Source organism: Duganella sp. Dugasp78, assembly GCF_059491455.1.
This window is the reverse complement of record NZ_CP168506.1, coordinates 5,852,362-5,870,413: the sequence shown is the minus strand read 5'-3', so window position 1 is coordinate 5,870,413 and position 18,052 is coordinate 5,852,362. Positions and strand designations below refer to the sequence as shown.

Below are 18,052 nucleotides of genomic sequence, written 5' to 3'. Positions count from 1 at the left end.
ATTTGTTTTACCGGAATGTTTTTAACCTGAACCTTAAAACAGGACTATAAAGTGAACAGTAAAATTGAAAATAGCAGCACGGTATATGACTATGTCGTCATTGGCGCAGGAGCGTCCGGCCCTATCGTTGCAAGCAGCCTTGCAGCGGACGGATTTACGGTACTTCTTCTGGAAGCTGGCGGCGCTATTGATGCTGGCAACCAGAATGTATGGGACCCCCAACGTTGGTTCCTCGTGCAGGCCGACAAAGATATTGAGTGGGGGTATCAAAGCGTCCCTCAACAAAACCTCAACCAACGAACGCTATCTATGCAACAGTCACAGGGACTTGGCGGTTGCACAATCCACAATGCCATGGTTTATGTGCGGGGTGGAAAAACCACCTACGATCATTGGGAAAATTGCCTTGGCTGTAGCGGATGGGGTTATGAAAGCCTTGAGCCGCTTTTTGATGAATTCGAAAAGAAAATAGGCATCGTTAAAGGTGAACCCGATGAATGGGTGAATAGTGTTTTTGCGGCGGCAGAAAGCCAGGGGCTGCCATATAATGAAAATTACAACTCAAATAAAACCGAATTTGGTTGCGTACCATTTCAGTTTGCGATTGACAAAGACGGGGCGGGTTCCAGGCGTACAACCAGCTATGAAAAATACATTGGTAGCGCGAACCAGCCAGAAAAATTAAAAGTTGAATGCGGCGCATTTGTACATAAAATTCTTTTTAATGAAGAGGGCGAACTGACCGCGACCGGGGTGTACTATCACAAAGACAAGGAGTTTAAAACTGTTTATGTAAAGCGGGAGGTAATTTTAAGCGCAGGCACTATCGCCAGCCCTAAAATACTGCTTCATTCCGGGGTTGGGCCTAAACATGAGCTGAAGGCGCTTGATATAAAGGTAATAAAAGATTTGCCTGCTGTGGGAAAGAATTTCTACGACGATCTTGGACTGCCATCCCTGTTTGTCCAGAAAAAACAATTGCCTGCACAGCCGTACGGTTTTATAACGTCGGGAGCTTTTGCATCTGATAAACCGGATTTTGACCCAAAAAATCCGAAATATGCGGAAGTCAACCTTGAAATGCAGGTTTGCAGCAGCGACCTTCCTGGCGCACCGCAAATACCGAATGTTCCATATTACAGCGTCGGCATGGCAGCCATGCATCTTAAAAGCCGTGGATCAATCACGCTCGCTTCCAACGACCCGTGTGTATTGCCTTTGGTTGATCCGAACTATCTGAGCGATCCTGCAGACATTGAGCAATGTAAATCCGCTCTTAAACTTTCCCTCAAAATTTCATGGGACGATGCGATGAACGATTGGCGGGGGATACCATTACTGCCCACCGTATTTCCATGCCCTTCGGCACCTGATGGTTGGTTTTGGTTTGGTTTGGAAACGTCTTTTGACGAATACCTTGAGGACTATATTAAACGATTTGCCGTATCAATTCAGCACTACATTGGCACCTGCACAATGGGTACTGATCCGCTTAGTTCAGTAGTGGGGCCGGACCTTAAAGTACATGGCATTTCAGGTCTTCGTGTTATTGACGCTTCAATTGCACCTACTCCCGTAACCGGTAATACAGCGGGTGTTTCCTATTTGATCGGGGCCAAGGGCGCTCAACTGCTGAAAAAGCAAAATAGCCCGTCCTAGCCTGCGTGATGCAGATGCAGGCCGCTGGATGATCTGCATCAAGGTACGATAAGGTCACTCACGTCGCCATAGCACTACTGCGTAGTATCGGACTGTTGCGATACTTGAGGAGCGGCGGCGCGATGAGGGCGGTGATGACAGGCTTCGCTGCGGGAGCGGGCTTGCTGCAAACGCAGGCGACGCTGCCCTCTGCATCCTCTGGCGTGGCGGCCGCGCTGTTGCTCGCCATCTGGCTGGCGTTGTGGCGCGGCTGGCTGCTGCGGCGCGTTTGCCGTTTCAGCGCGTACGCTGCGACCGCGTTGCGTAGCGCCACATCGCTGCTGGCCGGCGGCACGGTGGGATTCTTCTGGGCCGCCTGGATGGCCAGCCGCGTGCTGGCGCCACAACTGGCCCCCGCCGATGAGGGCCGCGATTTTACTCTGGTAGGCACGATCGACAATCTGCCGTACCGCTTCGATCAAGGCGTGCGGTTCAACTTTGCGGTGGAGCGCGTGCTGAACGGCGCGCAGGCCGCGGTGCCTCCGCATATCTCGCTGGGCTGGTACGCGGGCTTCCGCGACCAGGTAACTGAGGTCGGCGATGTGCAGCCCGGCGAGCGCTGGCAGCTGACCGTGCGGCTGCAACGCCCCCACGGCAATGCCAACCCATATGGCTTCGACTACGAAGCGTGGCTGCTGGAACAAGGCCTGCGCGCGACCGGCTATGTGCGGCCGGCGCCCGGCAACTTGCGCCTGGACGGTTTCGTTCTCAGCGTCGGCAACGTGATCGAACATGCCCGTGCGGTGCTGCGGGCGCGCATATTGGCTGCGCTGCCGGGCAAGCCTTACGCCGGCGTAATCGTCGCGCTGGTGGTTGGAGATCAGCGCGGCATCGACCAATCCGACTGGAATGTCTTCAACCGGACCGGCATTGGCCATCTCATATCCATCTCCGGCTTGCATATCACGATGGTGGCGGGGCTGTTCGCGCTGGGGGCTTTCAACTTGTGGCGCCACTCGTTCTTCACGCGTGCGCAGTTGCCCTTGCTGCTGCCTGCGCAAAAAGTGGCGGCACTGGTCGGCGCGACGGTGGGGCTGGCCTACGTGCTGTTGGCCGGATTCGGCGTGCCGGCGCAGCGCACCTTGTACATGCTGACGGTGGTCGCCGTCGCGCTGTGGCTGAACCGCATCGCCAGCGTGACGCAGGTGCTGTGCAGCGCCCTCGGCGTGGTGGTGCTGATCGATCCGTGGGCGGTGCTGTGGCCGGGTTTCTGGTTGTCGTTCGGCGCGGTCGCCACGATCTTGTATGCCACCGTTGGACGCGTCGCGCTGCGGCCTGCGCGTCCGCCGCGTGCCGCGCATGATGCCGGGCCTGCGCCTGCGGGCGGACCTTCGCGCCGCGAGCGGCTCTGGCAAGCCTTGCTGCTCGGCGCGCACACTCAGTACGTCGTCACGTTCGGCCTGGTGCCGTTGACGATGCTGTTGTTTGCGCAGGTCTCGGCGGTCAGTCCGCTGGCGAATGCGGTGGCGATCCCGCTGATCAGCCTTGTGGTCACGCCGCTTGCGCTGGTCGGCAGCGTGCTGCCCTCGCTGCTGGCGGCGCCGGTGCTCGGCCTTGCGCATCTGCTGGTGGAGTGGCTGGCCGTCTGCCTGCAATGGTTCAGCGGCTTGCGTTATGCGGTATGGAGTGCGCCGACGCCGCCGTTCTGGCTATTCTGCTGGGCCACGGGCGGCACCATCTGGCTGCTCGCCCCGCGCGGCTGGCCGGTGCGTTGGCTGGGCCTGGCGAGCTGGATACCGCTGCTGGCCGCCGAGCCATCGCATCCGGCGTCGGGCCGCATGACCGTTACCGCGTTCGATGTGGGGCAGGGCATGGCATTGCTGATCGAGACCAGTCAACATCGCCTGCTGTACGACACCGGTCCCGTCTACGCGCCCACCTCCAACGCCGGCAATCGCGTGATACTGCCTTACCTGAAGGCGCGTGGCATCGCCGCATTGGACGGCATCATCGTCACCCACAGCGACGCCGACCACTCCGGCGGCGCCTTGTCGGTGCTGGACGGCGTGCGGGTCGACTGGGTGCTGTCCTCGCTGCCGCCGCTGCATCCGATTGCGAAGGCCGCGCGCCAGCAGCTGCACTGCGCGGCGGGACAGCGCTGGGAGTGGGACGGCGTGCGCTTCGAGATGCTGCACCCGCTGGCGGCCAGCTACGGCGACGTGGCACTGAAATCGAATGCGCGCGGCTGCACCCTGAAGATCACGGCCGGCACCAGGTCGATGCTGCTGGCGGCCGATATCGAGGCGCCGCAGGAAGCCGCGCTGCTGGCGCGCGCTGGCGGCCAGTTGCGGGCCGATGTGCTGCTCGCGCCGCACCACGGCAGCGGCACGTCGTCCAGCATGCCATTCCTGCTGGCGGTGCAGCCCTCGGTCGCCGTGTTCCAGGTCGGCTATCGCAACCGCTACCACCATCCCAAGCCGGAAGTCTACGAGCGCTATGGCGCCATGCACATCGAACGCCTGCGTACCGACCGGAGCGGCGCGCTGACGCTGGCTTTTGGCGACACGGTTGAAGTGGACGCATATCGCGACACCCACGCCCGCTACTGGTACGGCCGCTAAATTCCGCACAGGTGGAAGAGGTGGCGACATCGCACCGTCTACTGAGCGGCGCGGCCGCTCAGGCGCGCTTCCAGCTTGTTGACCCATTGCGGCGCCTTGGGATCATGCTGCCAATGCTGCATCGTTGCGCGCATCTGGTTCAACAGCCCGGTGGGCAGCTTGAGAGGACGGGTCTGGTCCATTAGCACCTTGACGGTAAAGCGGTAGCCGACCGCGCGGGTCAGCATCCGGCAGATCGAAAACTCCGGCACGAACAGCCGCATCATGCTGTCGAAGGCGCGGGTCAGGCCCAGGCCCAGCGCGAACACGGCGCGCGACAGCAGCGACACGCGGCCGGTGAGGCCCAGGTCGGCCGCGGTCCGGGCGCCGCACAGATGGCGGGTCAGCAGCACCGGGAAGGGTTTCAGCAGGCGCACCGGAATCTGATCCTGCATGGTTTGCATCAGCGCCGCGCCCAGGCTGGGCCGTGGATCGGGTAGCCAGGACTGGCCGCGCCCGCGCGCCTGCATGCGCGCGAATAGCTGTTCTGCTTCCGCCATGGTTTCCGCCATCAAGGGCCGTTCGATGCCGAGTATATGCCCCATGACGTTCCAGGCGTGCAGGTAGGCCGTTTCGTCGGCCGCCGGCAGGCCCAGGCCCAGCGTGCGCAAGCCGCGCAGGTAGATGTAATGGAAGGTCAGCAGCGTGTAGGCCAGTTCCTGCTGGTTGCAGGGCAGGCCGCCGGCATTGATGTCCCAGCCGCAGGCGTATAAGGACTGGTGCAGGCTGGAGGCGCCGTCGGCCTGCAACGCCAGCGGCGCAAGCGCCGTGCCCTTGGCGGCTGCCGCAGCGGGACTGCCGCGCAGGATCAGGTGCCGGATGGTGGCGTGGATCAGGCGCACCTTCAGCGTTTGCGCCACGCCGCCGCCGTCGGCGCCGGTCAGGCCATGCTTCATCATCACCGGGAACAGCATGGCGGCGGTGGCGCGGATGCGGTAGTCGGCATGGCCTTCCAACTGGCCGGCCACGTGCAGCACGCCGGACAGGTCGGGCAGCATATAGCACTCCGGCAGGCTGGAGCAGAACAGCAGCGTGCAGGACATCATGCTCATGTCGAAGAACAGCGTTTCGGCGCGCTCGATCTTGGCAGTGTCGGCCCACGCCGGCAGTGCCAGGCCGCTGCGGAGGTAGTCCTGCAGCGCGGTGGCGATGTCGGCCGGCGTCTGGGCGCCGGCTTGCCAGCGGGCCAGCTGGCCATTGGTCTGCCATTGCGCCAGTTCGCGGTTGACGATGCCGATCGCCGTCCACATGGCGGGCGTGGCCGCGCCGTCGAATTGTCCGAGGATGCGTTCGATGGTGTTATCGGCCAGCGGGTCGGCGCGCAACTCCCAGGCGCGCGCGTCGTCGGCGGCCGGTACATGGTTTATAGGTTCCATGTCGGGGATGATACATCGGTTGATTTGGGCATTGCGTTAGTATCGGCATGTCAAATTAGAACCTTTCCCCCAAGCTTGGCGCGGTTCGAACCATTACAATGGCTCGAAAACTATCCTACGGAGACCGCTTGTGACCAAGCCCAAGCTGCATTTTGCCCATGCCAACAGTTACCCGGCGGGCGTGTACCGCCAGTACTTCGAACTGCTGGCCGACGATTTCGATATCCAGGCGCTCGACATGCACGGCCACAGCGCGCGTTACCCGGTCAGCGACGGCTGGCCAAATCTTGTCAACGAATACATTAACGAACTCACCACCCGCTACGACGAGCCGGTAATCCTGGTCGGCCACTCCCTGGGCGGCATGCTCAGCCTGATGGTGGCGCACGCCCGGCCTGACCTGGTGCGCTGCGTCGTCATGCTCGACGCGCCGGTGGTGGCCGGCTGGCGCGCGCTGTTCTGGCGCCTGATCAAAATGAGCGGCAATGCCAACCGCGTGCCGCCGGCGAAATTCTCCATCCGCCGCCGCAATGTATGGCCGGACGCACAGGCGGCCTACCAGCACTTCGCCGGCAAGGACTTGTTCGCCGCCTGGGCGCCTGGCGTGTTGGCCGACTACATGGAGAGCGGCCTGAAGCCGCATCCTGAAGGCGTGCAGCTGCGCTTTACCCGCGAGGTGGAAACCAGCATCTACGCCAGCTTGCCGCACCACCTGCCCAAGCTGGTCCGGGGCCAGTTCCCGGCGCCGATCGGCTTTATCGGCGGCACCGATTCATGGGAAACCAGCCAGTCCGGCCTCGGTCACACCCAGGCGCTGGTGGGCAAGCACTTCCGCATTGTGCCGGGCGGGCATCTGTTCCCGATGGAGTCGCCAGCGCTGGCGGCGCAGGCGACCCGCGAGATGATCGCCGGGCTGCTGAGCGAATCTGGTAAAAAAGTTCTTAAAAAGCAGGCTTTCGCGTAAAATCTTGGGCATTCGGCGCAATTGCGCCGCCCCTGAACTTTAGGAATGCCTTGCGATGACGATTAAAAGCGATAAATGGATACGCCGTATGGCGGAGCAGCATGGGATGATCGAGCCGTTCTTCCCGGAACAGGTACGCCTGGAAGAGGGCCGCAAGGTCATTTCCTACGGCACCTCGTCGTATGGTTACGACATCCGTTGCGCCGATGAGTTCAAGGTCTTCACCAACATCAACAGTACCATCGTCGATCCGAAGAACTTCGATTCGAACTCCTTCGTCGACGTGAAGAGCGACGTCTGCATCATTCCGCCGAATTCGTTCGCGCTGGCGCGCACCATGGAATACTTCCGCATCCCGCGCAGCGTGCTGACGGTTTGCCTGGGCAAGTCGACCTATGCCCGTTGCGGCATCATCGTCAACGTGACGCCGTTCGAGCCGGAATGGGAAGGTTATGTGACGCTGGAGTTTTCCAACACCACGCCGCTGCCGGCCAAGATCTACGCCGGCGAAGGTTGCGCGCAGGTGTTGTTCTTCGAGAGCGATGAAGTGTGCGACGTGTCGTACAAGGATCGCAACGGCAAGTACCAGGGCCAGCACGGCGTCACTTTGCCGAAAGCTTAAGCCGTCAGCGTTTCACCGGCAGTATCATCTCCACGCACAGGCCACCACCGGCACGGTTGCTGGCCTTGATGCTGCCGCCGTAGGCTTCGATCACGTGCTGGGCGATCGCCAGCCCAAGGCCGTGGCCTTCGGTGCCGGCGCTGCTGGAGCGGAAGAAGGGCTGGAAGATGGTGTCCAGCTCGTCCGGCGCCACGCCCGGCCCCCGATCGAGCACGCGGATGCTCAGGCTGCGGGCATCGGCCAGGGTCTGCAGCTGCACCACGCCGCCCTCAGGGCTGTGCTTGATGGCGTTGCGCACCACGTTTTCGATGGCGCGGCCCAGCAGATCGGCCTGACCGGCGACCAGCACGTCGGCTTCGCCTTCCTGTACCACGCTGCGCTGCTGGCTCGACGCCTCATAGTTGGCGTCGTCGGCGATTTGTTCCAGCAGCTCGGCCATGCTGATTTCTTCCTGGCTGGCCTTGATGGCGCCCGCTTCCAGGCGGGCCAGCGTCAATAACTCTCCCACCAGTTTATCCATGCGCACGCTTTCGCGCTCGATGCGCTCCAGCGAGGCCGCCAGCTTTTCCGGCTGCTGGTGCGCCAGGCCGATCGCCGCCTGCAGGCGCGCCAAGGGCGAACGTAGTTCGTGCGAGACGTCGTGCAGCAGGCGGGTCTGGCCGTCGATCAGGCTGCGCAGGCGCGCCGTCATGCGGTCGAAGTCGCGGCCGAGGTCGTTCAGCTCGGAGTTGCGCCTGCCGTTGCCGGCCGCGCCGAAGCGCGGCGCCAGGTCGCCGCCGGCGGCGGCGTCGAAGGCTTGCCGCAGCGCACGGATCGGCCGCGAGAAGTACCATGCCAGCAGCATCGAGAACAGCAGGCTGGCCATCGTGGCGGCGGCGATCGGCACCCACAAGGTCGGCGGCTGGAAGCGCGGGCCGCGCATGTCGCCGGGGCCGCCGGGGCCGCCAGGACCGCCAGGACCGCCGTAGCCGCGGTCGTTGCCCGGAGGGGCGTCCGGCGGCGGGCCGGCGCGACTGGGGTCGAAGCGGGGATCGGGGCCTGGACCGGCACCGCCTGGCGCGTCGGGCCGGCCGCCGTGCGGCATCCCCGGTCCGCTTTGCAGCGCCATTTGCGTACTGCCCAGGCCGGCCATCAGTGGACGGTCGAGACCCAAGCCATGCGACGGTATAAATAATATATATCGTTTCCCTTCCGGGTCGCCGACCTGGCGCACCACGTGCCGCTTGCCGTCCTGCTTCAGCAGGGTGTGCGATTCGCGCAGCATGGCGGCGCTGATCGTGCGCCCCAGCAGCTCATGGCCTTGCTCGTCGACTGCGAACACCTTGTGCCGCTCCATACTCTCCAGCAGACGCCGCAGTGCCTTGACGCCGCCGAACTCCAGTGTCGCGGCGGCCGAGCTGATCGCCATCTCGGCCGGCGGGCTGGTGTCCAGGTCGTTGGCCTGGTTGGCTTGCTGATCGCGGTTCTTGAGCCAGATGGCGCCGCCGATGCCGACGGTGGCAGTCAGCTGCGCCAGCAGGATACAGACGAAAAACTTCCAGAACAGACGGCCCACGGGCTACTCCTTGATCAGCTGATAGCCCAGGCGGTACACGGTTTGCAGGCAGGAGCGGCCGTCGGCGATGGTGCCGAGCTTGTGCCGCAGGCTGCTCAGGTGGACGTCGATGTTGCGGTCGAAGCGCGCCAGCGGCCGGCCCAGCCCCTGTTCGGACAAGGCGCTCTTGCTGACCGGGCGGCCGGCGTTGCGGGCCAGGACTTCGAGCAGGTTGAATTCGGTGCTGGTCAGTTCCAGCTTGTTGCCGGCCCAGGCCGCGCGCCGCTGTTCCGGCCACATGGTCAGCTGGCCGACGGTCAGCGCGGCCGCTGTGCCGTTGTCGAGCGGCGCGCTTTGCGACCGGCGCAGGATGGCGCGGATGCGGGCGGTCAGCTCGCGCGGGGTACACGGCTTGGCCACGTAGTCGTCGGCGCCCAGCTCCAGGCCGACGATGCGGTCGGTATCGTCGCCGCGCCCGGTCAGCATCAGGATGGGCAGCTGGCTGTTGGTGCGGATGCGGCGCAGCGTCTCCAGGCCGTTCATGCGCGGCATCATCACGTCCAGGATGGCGATGGAATACAGGCCGGTGAAGGCCTCGGCGGTGCCGGCCTCGCCGTCGTGCACCATTTTGACGTCGAAGCCTTCCTGTTCCAGGTATTCCTTGAACATGCCCACCAGCTCGATGTCGTCGTCTATCAGCAGTACTTTGCTCTTCATGCCGCGCGTTTCTTTCTATGTCGATGCGCCGATCATATCAGCCAAGCAGGCCGGGCCGGCGGTCTTTTACCCCGATTTACAACGCGTTGCCTGGCACCAATTGGGTGTCAAAACGGCCATCTTTACATCGATTTACCCGTGGCTTACGGCGCTTTACACGGGGCGGCCAGAGAATGGCCACTCCCTACCAACCAAGGATTGTTTGTATGAAAACTCCCAAAACCAGCTTACACAATATCTTGCTGGCCGCCGCCATGGCGTTGCCGCTGTTTGCCGCGGGCGGCGCCGTCCGTGCCGATGACCTGGGAGGCGACGATGGCGGCCGCCCATCGATGATGAGGCAGGACGGCCCGGAACATGGCGCCGCCGGCCGCGGCCCCGGTCCGGGCTTCCACCCGGGCATGCCGCCGTTTGGCGGCCCCGGCATGCTCGGCCGTCCGCCGTTCGTGCACGGCATCGAACTGAGCGAGGCGCAGGAAGACAAGGTCTTTGCCATCCTGTATGCGCAGGAACCGTATCTGCGCGACCAGGGCAAAGCCGCCGCCAAGGCGCACGAAGCCTTGCGCGCGCTGGGTGGCGCTGACCAGTACGACGATGCCAAGGCCGCAGCGCTGGCCAAGGATGCCGCGACGGCGATGGCCAACATCGCCTTGCAGCATGTGCGCACCGAACAGAAGCTGCTGGGCGTGCTGACTCCGGAGCAGCGCAAGAAACAGGTGGAAGGCGAAGCCCGCCGCATGCCGCGTCCGTGACGCACTTTTATACGCAAGGAGAAGAAATGCCATTCCACGACGAGACCCACGAGCACTGCCTGGCGGCCGACCTGAGCGCCATGTTGAACCTGGCCACCGGCCGTCGCCAGACCTTGCGCTGGCTGCTGACCGGGGCCTCGGCGCTGCCGGTCCTTGGCTGCGGCGGAGGCGGCTCATCGTCCAGCGACAGCACCAGTGCCACCTCGACGTCGGGCACCGCCTCGACCACCACGACCACCACCCCGGCCAGCTCGTGCGCAGTGATCCCCGAGGAAACCGGCGGCCCGTATCCGGGCGACGGCACCAACAGCAACAACGGCGGCGTGGTCAACGTGCTGACGCAGTCGGGCGTGGTGCGCAGCGACATCCGCAGCAGCTTCAACGGCCCGACCGGCGTCGCGGCCGGCGTGCCGCTGACCATCAAGCTGCAGATCGTCAACGCCAACGGCAGTTGCGCCGTGCTGTCCGGCTACGCGGTCTATCTCTGGCACTGCGACCGCGACGGCAACTACTCGCTGTATTCGAACGGGGTCACGGACCAGAACTACCTGCGCGGCGTGCAGGCCAGCGACAGCAGCGGCAACGTCACGTTCCAGACCATCTTCCCCGGTTGCTATTCGGGCCGCATGCCGCACGTGCACTTCGAGGTCTATCCGACACTGGCCAGGAGCACCAGCGCGGCCAACCGCATCAAGACCTCGCAGTTCACCTTCCCGATGGCGACGCTCAACGAGGTCTACGCCGCCGCCGGCTACAGCGCCAGCGTGCGCAACCTGGCGCAGATCAGCTACGCCACCGACAACATCTTCAGCGACGGTTATTCCCTGCAGCTGGCCACCGTCACCGGCAACGCCACCGACGGTTATGTGGCGACGCTGACGGTGGGCGTGGCAGGCTGATCACAGCACCTTGGCCACCCAGACGATCAGGGCGGCCGAGGGCACCAGCAGCATCTGCGCCAGCAGCGTGCCGGCCAGGCGGCTGCCGACCAGCCAGACCACGGCGCGGCGGAACTGGGTGTCGCTGACGCGGCCTTCGACCACGTCGTCGGTCATGCCCGACATGTGGGGATCGATGAACACCGCCATCATCACGGTGGCGCCGCCGTTGATGATGGAGGACAGCGTGCTGGACGTGACCCGCACTTCGGGATCGAGCACGCCCGCGTACAGCGAGGCGAACACGCCGACGGTCCACAGCGCCACCGCGCCGACGTTGAGCAAGGTCACCGACATCGACACGCTGCCGCTGTCGCGCAGGCCGCGCACATTCCCGGTCGACGGCATGGCGGCCACGTCCTTAACGTAGGACAGCCCGCCCTTGAAAAAGCCGTGCAGCAGTAGCTTGGGCACCGAGCGGTGCACCTGGAAATGCTCGACCGCGCGGCAGAACACGCGCTGGAAGGTCGGGATCAGGATCGCCCCGGCCAGCGTCGCCAGCGTGGCCGCCAGCAGCAGCCAGCGCAGGTCGGACAGCACATGGTCGGCCGCCAGCGGCTGGGCCAGGCTCAGCTCGATGCGCTTGGCCAGGAAGGGGCCGAGGAAGGAATTGGAGGTGCGCGACACCAGCACCAGGATGCTGAACAGGGCCAGCGACACGGCGATGCGCCGGGTGCGCACCCCGGCTATCCTCACCGAGTAGGCGAGGGTGCCGATGATGTGTATCACGAACGTCAGAAAACAGATGAATACCAGTTGCTTGTCCATGAGGGATGCGCGGGCGCTTGTTGCGGATCCGGCATCATCTCATAAAGCCACGGTGACGGGTGCTGAAGTAGCCGATAAGCGGGCGTGCTCAACGTGCTGACGCGCGCCCGCGTGATCAGGACATGAAGCCCAGGTTGCGATTGCTGAAGTTGGCGATGTTCGGGAACACGTCGACGATCTGGGTGGCGGTCAGGCCGAACCAGCTGGCCAGCGTGGCACCGTACTGGTCGACCGACGTGGTCGGCAGCAGCGAGCCGGAGCCCACATCCAACTCGTGACCGAGGCCGGTGGTCGGCATGGCGCCGTAAATGTCCTGCCCCTTGACGGCGCCGCCCATCACGAAGTGATGACTGCCCCAGCCGTGGTCGGTGCCGTCGCCGTTGCTGGAGAAGGTGCGGCCGAAATCGGAGGCGGTAAATAACGTGACTTGCTTGCGCATGTCGATGCCCTGCAGGCTGGCCATGGTGCTGTCGAAATAAGCCAGGGCGTGCGCCAGCTTGGCCATCAGGTCGGCGTGCTTGGACTTTTGTATATCGTGCGTGTCGAAGCCGGTCAGGCTGACATAAAACACCTGGCGTTTGGCTCCCAGGGTGTTGCGGCCGGCAATGATGCGCGCGATCGTCTGCAATTGCACCGCCAGCGGATTGACGGCGGCGACGCCATTCACCGGATTGACATACCAGGTCGGATTGGGCACGCCGGTGCCGGCGGCGGGCATGGCGGCAGACAGCGTCGCTTGCGCAGCGATGGCGTTGCGCACCACCGCCGCATGCTCTTTCTGGAACAGGTTGCTTTGGTCGGCAGTGATGATGGCGCGCAGCGGATTGGCGCTGGCACTGGTGCCGTACAGGTTGCCGTCCAGGTTGAGGATGGGTGCCATGCTGGTGCCGCTGATCTGGAACTGGCGGGCGCTGGCACCGCTCAGGAACAGCGCGTTGCCTGCATTGGAAATGGACGTGAAGGTGGCGTTGCTGTTGGAGGACATCATCATGTCGGCCATGCGGCCGCCCCAGCCGGTCTTGCTGCCCTCGGGCTGCAGCGATTGCCAGATCGCGGTCTGGTCGTTGTGGGAAAACAGGCGTGGCGGCACCGGCACGCTGCTCGCCAGATATTGGGTCTTGGTGGTGGGCTGGATCAGGGTGCCGACATTCGAGACGATGCCGACGCGGCCGGCGTCAAACAGCGTCTTTAACGGCTGCAGGCTGGGATGCAAGGCGAAGCTGCGGCCGGCTTGCGTGGTGAGCGGGGTGATCGGCAGCACGCCGCCGACCGCGCCCACCGCTGGCAGGGCGATCGTGTCGTTGCTGCCGCCGACGTTGCGGATGCGCATATATTCGCTCCAGGACGTGCTGTCGGTGGCCAGCAGGGTGTTGAAATTGTCGTTGCCGCCGGCCAGGTACACGCAGACCAGCGCCTTGTAGTCGCTGGCGGTCTGCGCCGCCGCCGTGCCCATGGCGGCCAGGTTGAGAGTGAAGGGCGCGGCGCTGCCGCCGGCCAGCGCCAGCATATTGCCCAGGAAGCGGCGACGGGATGGGTGATGGTTGGACATGTTGTGCTCCTTATTGCTGGATGATGTATTCAGGCGAGGCCATGGCCAGGAAAATGGCGGCGTAGACCCGGTAGCTTCTCTGTTCGGTGACCTTGGCGTCGTTGGTTCCGTTGGGTACCGCCTGCGGCACGTTGTTGAGGGCGGCCAGGATCTGGCTGCGCAGCGTGGTGGACATATTGCCGTTCATGAGCAGGAGGTTGATACGGTCCAGCAGCAGGTCCGGCGTCGCGGCCAGGGCGATTTCGGTGCTGTAGTTGGGCTTGATCGCACTGCCGACCCCGGTGCCCCAGACAATGGCGTTTTGCATGTAGTTCAGATAGCCAATCACCGAAGGCTCGGCCGTGATCTGCATTTCCGGCGCCACCAGTCCTGCCGTCTCCAGTGTGGTGTTGGCCGGCGAGTATGAAGGGCGGTAGAAGTTGAACACGGTTGGCGATCGCAGCGGGCTCTCAGCCAGGCCCATGGCCGGATCGTCCAGCGGCCCGATCATGTACAAGCCAGTACTGGCCTTGGCGTTGAACGCGCGCATCCAGTTGGTCAGGCGTATCACCGGCTCGCGCATCTTGGCGGTGCTGCCAGGCGTCATCGCTTCCTGATCGAGCAGAATGGCCCGGATGACCGCTTTCATGTCGCCGCGTACGCCCTGGCCGTTGTCGGCGAAGGCTGCCGCCACCCGGCCGACGTACGCGGGGCTGGGGTTGCTGGTGACCAGCCGTTCAATCAACTGGCGACCGATGAACGGACCGACGTTGGGATGGTTGAACAGCGTATCGAGCGCCAGCTTCAGATCTTGCTCGCCGGTTGCGCCGCCTACTGCGGTAACGCCCAGGAAGGTTTTGTCGGAAATCGAGTGATAGGCCGGGTACATCAGCATCGGCACAAACTCGCGTGTCGGATCGACCGTTACGCCCATAAACCGGGCCTCGGTGCGGTCCGGGCCGGCCCAGCTCCAGCCGGTAAACACCTTGGCCAGGCCGGCGACATCCTCGTGACGGTAGGTTTCCACCTCCTTGCCGTTGACCAGTGTGGGCGTGCCATCCGGGTTCAACTGGTAGAGGCCGATGGACATCAGTTGCATGATTTCGCGCGCGAAATTCTCGTCCGGCATGCGCGTGCCGCTTTCCTTCTGGTTGTGCAAATGGCTCAGGTACAGCCCCATCATCGGATGCAGCGCGACCGCCTGCAGCAGATCGCGATAGTTTCCGAAGGCATATTTTTCAAGCACGTCGTAGTACGAGGCGACTCCCGCGGGGCGCATATAGATGTTGCTGTCCTGCTGAGAGATGACAAATATCTGCGACAGGGCGAAAGCGACACGCTGGCGTAGCTGGTCGTCGCCGGCCACCATTTGCCGCCAAATATTGGCGTTGAGATTATCGATACTCATCGCGGCCGGGCCTTGGGTTGCCACCAGACCATTTAAATAGGTCAGGTGCCCGTTTTGCTGCTTGGTGAACTCATTGGTGATCCAGGCGTCGCGGCCGCTTGCTGCCACGGCATTGATGCTGGTGATGGTGGGGCCAAACGTGGCCTGGGTCAGGAAGCGGGACGCCTCCGCAGGGGTGATCTGCGCGGTGGCTTCGGTGCTGGCACCCATGCGGACCCGGCCCGTAGCGGGGCTGGTAGCGCTGGCGGTGGACGCCGCGGTCGTGGTATTGGTGTTGGTGTCGCTCAGGCCGACGCTCGATAGCAGGCGTTCCAGGGTGCCGCCAGAAGAGGAGGTGCCGGCGTTATTGCCGCCGCCACAGGCGCTCAAAGCCAGGATGGCTATGACACCGATACTGCGCTGAAATTTTCCTGTGTGCATTTGTTGCTCCAAGTAAAGATTCGATGGAGCTGATTATAGGAAAAATCTGAATCTGCGGTATTTTCGGTTTTCATTGGTGTTAGGAAACATTGACAATTGAAAATTCTTTTAGCTGATTTTGGGCGAAGATAGCGCATTTTTATGAGAACTTATATAGAAGAACATGAATATTAATTTTTGATAATGTCACAATTGGGCAACATAATATTTGAATATTGACACGTGCGACTAAACTTTATTCTGTGTAAATTTGGTGTTTTTGATCGCAGAAATTGCCAACAGTGCTATCAAAATGGCCATAAGCAAAAAAAAAAGCGGCCGAAGCCGCTTTTCTTGTCTATACAACTGGAGTTTATTGCTTGACGCAATCCACAAAGTAGCCGCGCTTGCCGTCCACCTCGCGCTTGACCAGGCCGTGCACGTCGGTCTCGAAGCCGGGGAAGCGCTCGTTGAAGTCGCGCGCGAAGCGCAGGTAGTCGACGATGGTCTTGTTGAAGCGCTCGCCAGGGATCAGCAGCGGAATGCCCGGCGGGTAAGGCGTCAGCAGGATGGACGTGATGCGGCCTTCCAGCTCGTCGATGGCGACGCGCTCGATTTCGCGGTGCGCCATCTTGGCGAAGGCGTCCGACGGCTTCATGGCCGGGATCATGTCCGACAGGTACATCTCGGTGGTCAGGCGCGCCACGTCGTAGGCCTTGTAGAAATCGTGGATCTGCTGGCACAGGTCGCGCAAGCCCATTTTCTCGTAGGTCGGGTTGGCGGCCGCGAACTCCGGCAGGATGCGCCACATCGGCTGGTTCTTGTCGTAATCGTCCTTGAACTGCTGCAGCGCCGTCAGCAGCGTGTTCCAGCGGCCCTTGGTGATGCCGATGGTGAACATGATGAAGAACGAGTACAGGCCGCACTTCTCGATGATCACGCCGTGCTCGGCCAGGTACTTGGTGACGATGGACGCCGGAATGCCGGTCTCGGCGAACTGGCCGTCCAGCGACAGGCCCGGGTTGACGATGGTGGCCTTGATCGGGTCCAGCATGTTGAAGCCCGGCGCCAGCTTGCCGAAGCCGTGCCAGTCGTCCTCGGCGCGGATAACCCAGTCCTCGCGCGAACCAATGCCTTCCTCGGCGAACTCCTGCGGGCCCCACACCTGGAACCACCAGTCCTTGCCCCATTCCTGGTCGATCTTCTTCATCGCGCGACGGAAGTCCAGCGCCTCAAGGATCGATTCTTCCACCAGCGCGGTGCCGCCCGGCGCCTCCATCATGGCCGCGGCGACGTCGCACGAGGCGATGATCGAGTATTGCGGCGAGGTCGAGGTGTGCATCAGGTAGGCCTCGTTGAAGGCGTCGCGGTCCAGCTTGACGGACTCCGACTCGCGCACCAGCACCTGCGAGGCCTGCGACAGGCCGGCCAGCAGCTTGTGGGTGGACTGGGTCGAGAAAATCATCGACTCCTTGGCGCGCGGGCGGTCCTTGCCGATCGCGTGCATGTTCTTGTAGAAATCGTGGAAGGTGGCGTGCGGCAGCCAGGCTTCGTCGAAGTGCAGGGTGTCGATCTGGCCGTCCAGCATTTCGCGCAGGGTCTCCACGTTGTAGACCACGCCGTCGTAGGTCGACTGGGTGATGGTCAGGATGCGCGGCTTCTTGTTCACGGCTTCGCGCGCGAACGGGTTGGCCTCGATCTTGCGCTGGATGCTCTCCATCGTGAACTCTTCCAGCGGAATCGGACCGATGATGCCCAGGTGGTTACGGGTCGGCATCAGGAACACCGGAATCGCGCCGCACATGATGATCGAGTGCAGGATGGACTTGTGGCAGTTGCGGTCGACCACGACGATGTCGCCCGGCGCCACCGTCGAGTGCCAGACCATCTTGTTCGAGGTCGAGGTGCCGTTGGTGACGAAGTAGCAGTGGTCAGCGTTGAAGATGCGGGCGGCGTTGCGCTCGGACGCGGCCACCGGGCCGGTGTGGTCCAGCAGCTGGCCCAGCTCTTCGACGGCGTTGCAGACGTCGGCGCGCAGCATGTTCTCGCCGAAGAACTGGTGGAACATCTGGCCGATCGGCGACTTCAGGAAGGCCACGCCGCCGGAGTGGCCGGGGCAGTGCCACGAGTAGGAGCCGTCGTTGGCGTAGTGTACCAGCGCGCGGAAGAACGGCGGCGACAGGCCGTCCAGGTAGGACTTGGCTTCGCGGATGATGTGGCGCGCCACGAACTCCGGCGTGTCCTCGAACATGTGGATGAAGCCGTGCAGCTCGCGCAGGATATCGTTGGGGATGTGGCGCGAGGTGCGGGTTTCGCCGTACAGGTAGATCGGGATGTCGGCGTTCTTGTAGCGGATTTCCTCGACGAAGGCGCGCAGCGACTTCAGCGCGGTGTCGGTCTCCTCGACCGAGCCGCCGCCGAATTCCTCATCGTCGATCGACAGCACGAAGGCCGAGGCGCGCGACTGCTGCTGGGCAAACTGGGACAGGTCGCCGTAGCTGGTCACGCCCACCACTTCCATGCCTTCTTTTTCCATGGCGTCGGCCAAGGCGCGAATGCCCAGGCCGGACGTGTTCTCGGAACGGAAATCCTCGTCGATGATGACGATGGGGAAACGAAATTTCATGCATGTCTCCAAAAAAGCAAGCCGCCCCTGACTTTGTGTGGAGGGGCGGACTAGGGCGCGACCACCCACTGAGCAGTCGCATAAAAAAAATAAGAACGGGATTCTCGCAGAAATGGGGCCGC

General features: G+C 62.9%; 13 protein-coding genes. 6 read left to right on the top strand and 7 right to left on the bottom strand.

The genetic code is table 11. From position 1 onward, the window contains the following. Positions 1 to 51 precede the first annotated feature (51 nt). Both ACEN9O_RS25960 and ACEN9O_RS25955 read left to right on the top strand, forming a co-directional pair. A complete protein-coding gene (locus tag ACEN9O_RS25960; protein WP_495614676.1) occupies positions 52 to 1,659 on the top strand; it encodes a GMC family oxidoreductase in 1,608 nt (535 codons plus the stop codon). Positions 1,660 to 1,781: 122 nt separating this feature from the next. Further along, entirely contained in the window at positions 1,782 to 4,259 is a 2,478-nt protein-coding gene (locus tag ACEN9O_RS25955) for a DNA internalization-related competence protein ComEC/Rec2 (protein ID WP_495614675.1), read from the top strand. 38 nt (positions 4,260 to 4,297) lie between these two features. On the opposite strand, the gene ACEN9O_RS25950 is transcribed toward ACEN9O_RS25955, so the two are convergent. Further along, complete coding sequence (locus ACEN9O_RS25950) at positions 4,298 to 5,674, bottom strand: oxygenase MpaB family protein (RefSeq protein ID WP_495614674.1); 1,377 nt, start codon at positions 5,672 to 5,674, stop codon at positions 4,298 to 4,300. Between the two features lie 130 nt (positions 5,675 to 5,804). On the opposite strand from ACEN9O_RS25950, the gene ACEN9O_RS25945 reads away from it, so the two are divergent. Both ACEN9O_RS25945 and dcd read left to right on the top strand, forming a co-directional pair. Beyond that, the gene (locus tag ACEN9O_RS25945) at positions 5,805 to 6,638 is read left to right on the top strand and encodes an alpha/beta hydrolase (protein ID WP_495614673.1); all 834 of its coding nucleotides are present in this window, start codon (positions 5,805 to 5,807) and stop codon (positions 6,636 to 6,638) included. A gap of 55 nt (positions 6,639 to 6,693) precedes the next feature. Further along, positions 6,694 to 7,260, top strand: a complete 567-nt coding sequence (gene dcd, locus ACEN9O_RS25940; RefSeq protein WP_495614672.1) for a dCTP deaminase — start codon at positions 6,694 to 6,696, stop codon at positions 7,258 to 7,260. A 4-nt stretch (positions 7,261 to 7,264) separates the two neighbouring features. Here the strand turns inward: dcd and ACEN9O_RS25935 are convergent, their stop codons facing one another. After that, a complete protein-coding gene (locus tag ACEN9O_RS25935) occupies positions 7,265 to 8,815 on the bottom strand; it encodes a sensor histidine kinase (protein WP_495614671.1) in 1,551 nt (516 codons plus the stop codon). Positions 8,816 to 8,818: 3 nt separating this feature from the next. Then, a complete protein-coding gene (locus ACEN9O_RS25930) occupies positions 8,819 to 9,511 on the bottom strand; it encodes a response regulator (RefSeq protein WP_495614670.1) in 693 nt (230 codons plus the stop codon). Between the two features lie 206 nt (positions 9,512 to 9,717). Here ACEN9O_RS25930 and ACEN9O_RS25925 point away from each other — a divergent pair, with 206 nt between their 5' ends. Together ACEN9O_RS25925 and ACEN9O_RS25920 are read left to right on the top strand one after the other, a co-directional pair. Beyond that, positions 9,718 to 10,263 (top strand): Spy/CpxP family protein refolding chaperone, encoded by a 546-nt coding sequence (locus ACEN9O_RS25925; protein ID WP_495614669.1) that lies wholly within the window; start codon positions 9,718 to 9,720, stop codon positions 10,261 to 10,263. A 26-nt stretch (positions 10,264 to 10,289) separates the two neighbouring features. Further along, a complete protein-coding gene (locus ACEN9O_RS25920) occupies positions 10,290 to 11,162 on the top strand; it encodes a dioxygenase family protein (RefSeq protein WP_495614668.1) in 873 nt (290 codons plus the stop codon). Here the strand turns inward: ACEN9O_RS25920 and ACEN9O_RS25915 are convergent, their stop codons facing one another. The 4 genes from ACEN9O_RS25915 to ACEN9O_RS25900 all read right to left on the bottom strand — a co-directional run bounded on the left by ACEN9O_RS25915 (position 11,163) and on the right by ACEN9O_RS25900 (position 17,930). After that, the gene (locus tag ACEN9O_RS25915; RefSeq protein ID WP_495614667.1) at positions 11,163 to 11,969 is read right to left on the bottom strand and encodes a lipid II flippase Amj family protein; all 807 of its coding nucleotides are present in this window, start codon (positions 11,967 to 11,969) and stop codon (positions 11,163 to 11,165) included. Between the two features lie 115 nt (positions 11,970 to 12,084). Continuing rightward, positions 12,085 to 13,518, bottom strand: coding sequence for a DUF1501 domain-containing protein (locus ACEN9O_RS25910; protein WP_495614666.1), 1,434 nt, complete (start codon positions 13,516 to 13,518; stop codon positions 12,085 to 12,087). 10 nt (positions 13,519 to 13,528) lie between these two features. Continuing rightward, positions 13,529 to 15,325 (bottom strand): DUF1800 domain-containing protein, encoded by a 1,797-nt coding sequence (locus tag ACEN9O_RS25905; protein ID WP_495614665.1) that lies wholly within the window; start codon positions 15,323 to 15,325, stop codon positions 13,529 to 13,531. Positions 15,326 to 15,677: 352 nt separating this feature from the next. After that, the gene (locus ACEN9O_RS25900) at positions 15,678 to 17,930 is read right to left on the bottom strand and encodes an Orn/Lys/Arg family decarboxylase (protein WP_495614664.1); all 2,253 of its coding nucleotides are present in this window, start codon (positions 17,928 to 17,930) and stop codon (positions 15,678 to 15,680) included. Positions 17,931 to 18,052 lie beyond the last annotated feature (122 nt).

Coding starts and splice junctions, on each gene's coding strand:
- ACEN9O_RS25950 (WP_495614674.1), bottom strand. CDS start 5,674: ATGGAACCTATAAACCATGTACCGGCCGCCGACGACGCGCGCGCCTGG.
- ACEN9O_RS25920 (WP_495614668.1), top strand. CDS start 10,290: ATGCCATTCCACGACGAGACCCACGAGCACTGCCTGGCGGCCGACCTG.
- ACEN9O_RS25900 (WP_495614664.1), bottom strand. CDS start 17,930: ATGAAATTTCGTTTCCCCATCGTCATCATCGACGAGGATTTCCGTTCC.
- ACEN9O_RS25955 (WP_495614675.1), top strand. CDS start 1,782: ATGAGGGCGGTGATGACAGGCTTCGCTGCGGGAGCGGGCTTGCTGCAA.
- ACEN9O_RS25905 (WP_495614665.1), bottom strand. CDS start 15,325: ATGCACACAGGAAAATTTCAGCGCAGTATCGGTGTCATAGCCATCCTG.
- ACEN9O_RS25910 (WP_495614666.1), bottom strand. CDS start 13,518: ATGTCCAACCATCACCCATCCCGTCGCCGCTTCCTGGGCAATATGCTG.
- ACEN9O_RS25930 (WP_495614670.1), bottom strand. CDS start 9,511: ATGAAGAGCAAAGTACTGCTGATAGACGACGACATCGAGCTGGTGGGC.
- ACEN9O_RS25915 (WP_495614667.1), bottom strand. CDS start 11,969: ATGGACAAGCAACTGGTATTCATCTGTTTTCTGACGTTCGTGATACAC.
- ACEN9O_RS25925 (WP_495614669.1), top strand. CDS start 9,718: ATGAAAACTCCCAAAACCAGCTTACACAATATCTTGCTGGCCGCCGCC.
- dcd (WP_495614672.1), top strand. CDS start 6,694: ATGACGATTAAAAGCGATAAATGGATACGCCGTATGGCGGAGCAGCAT.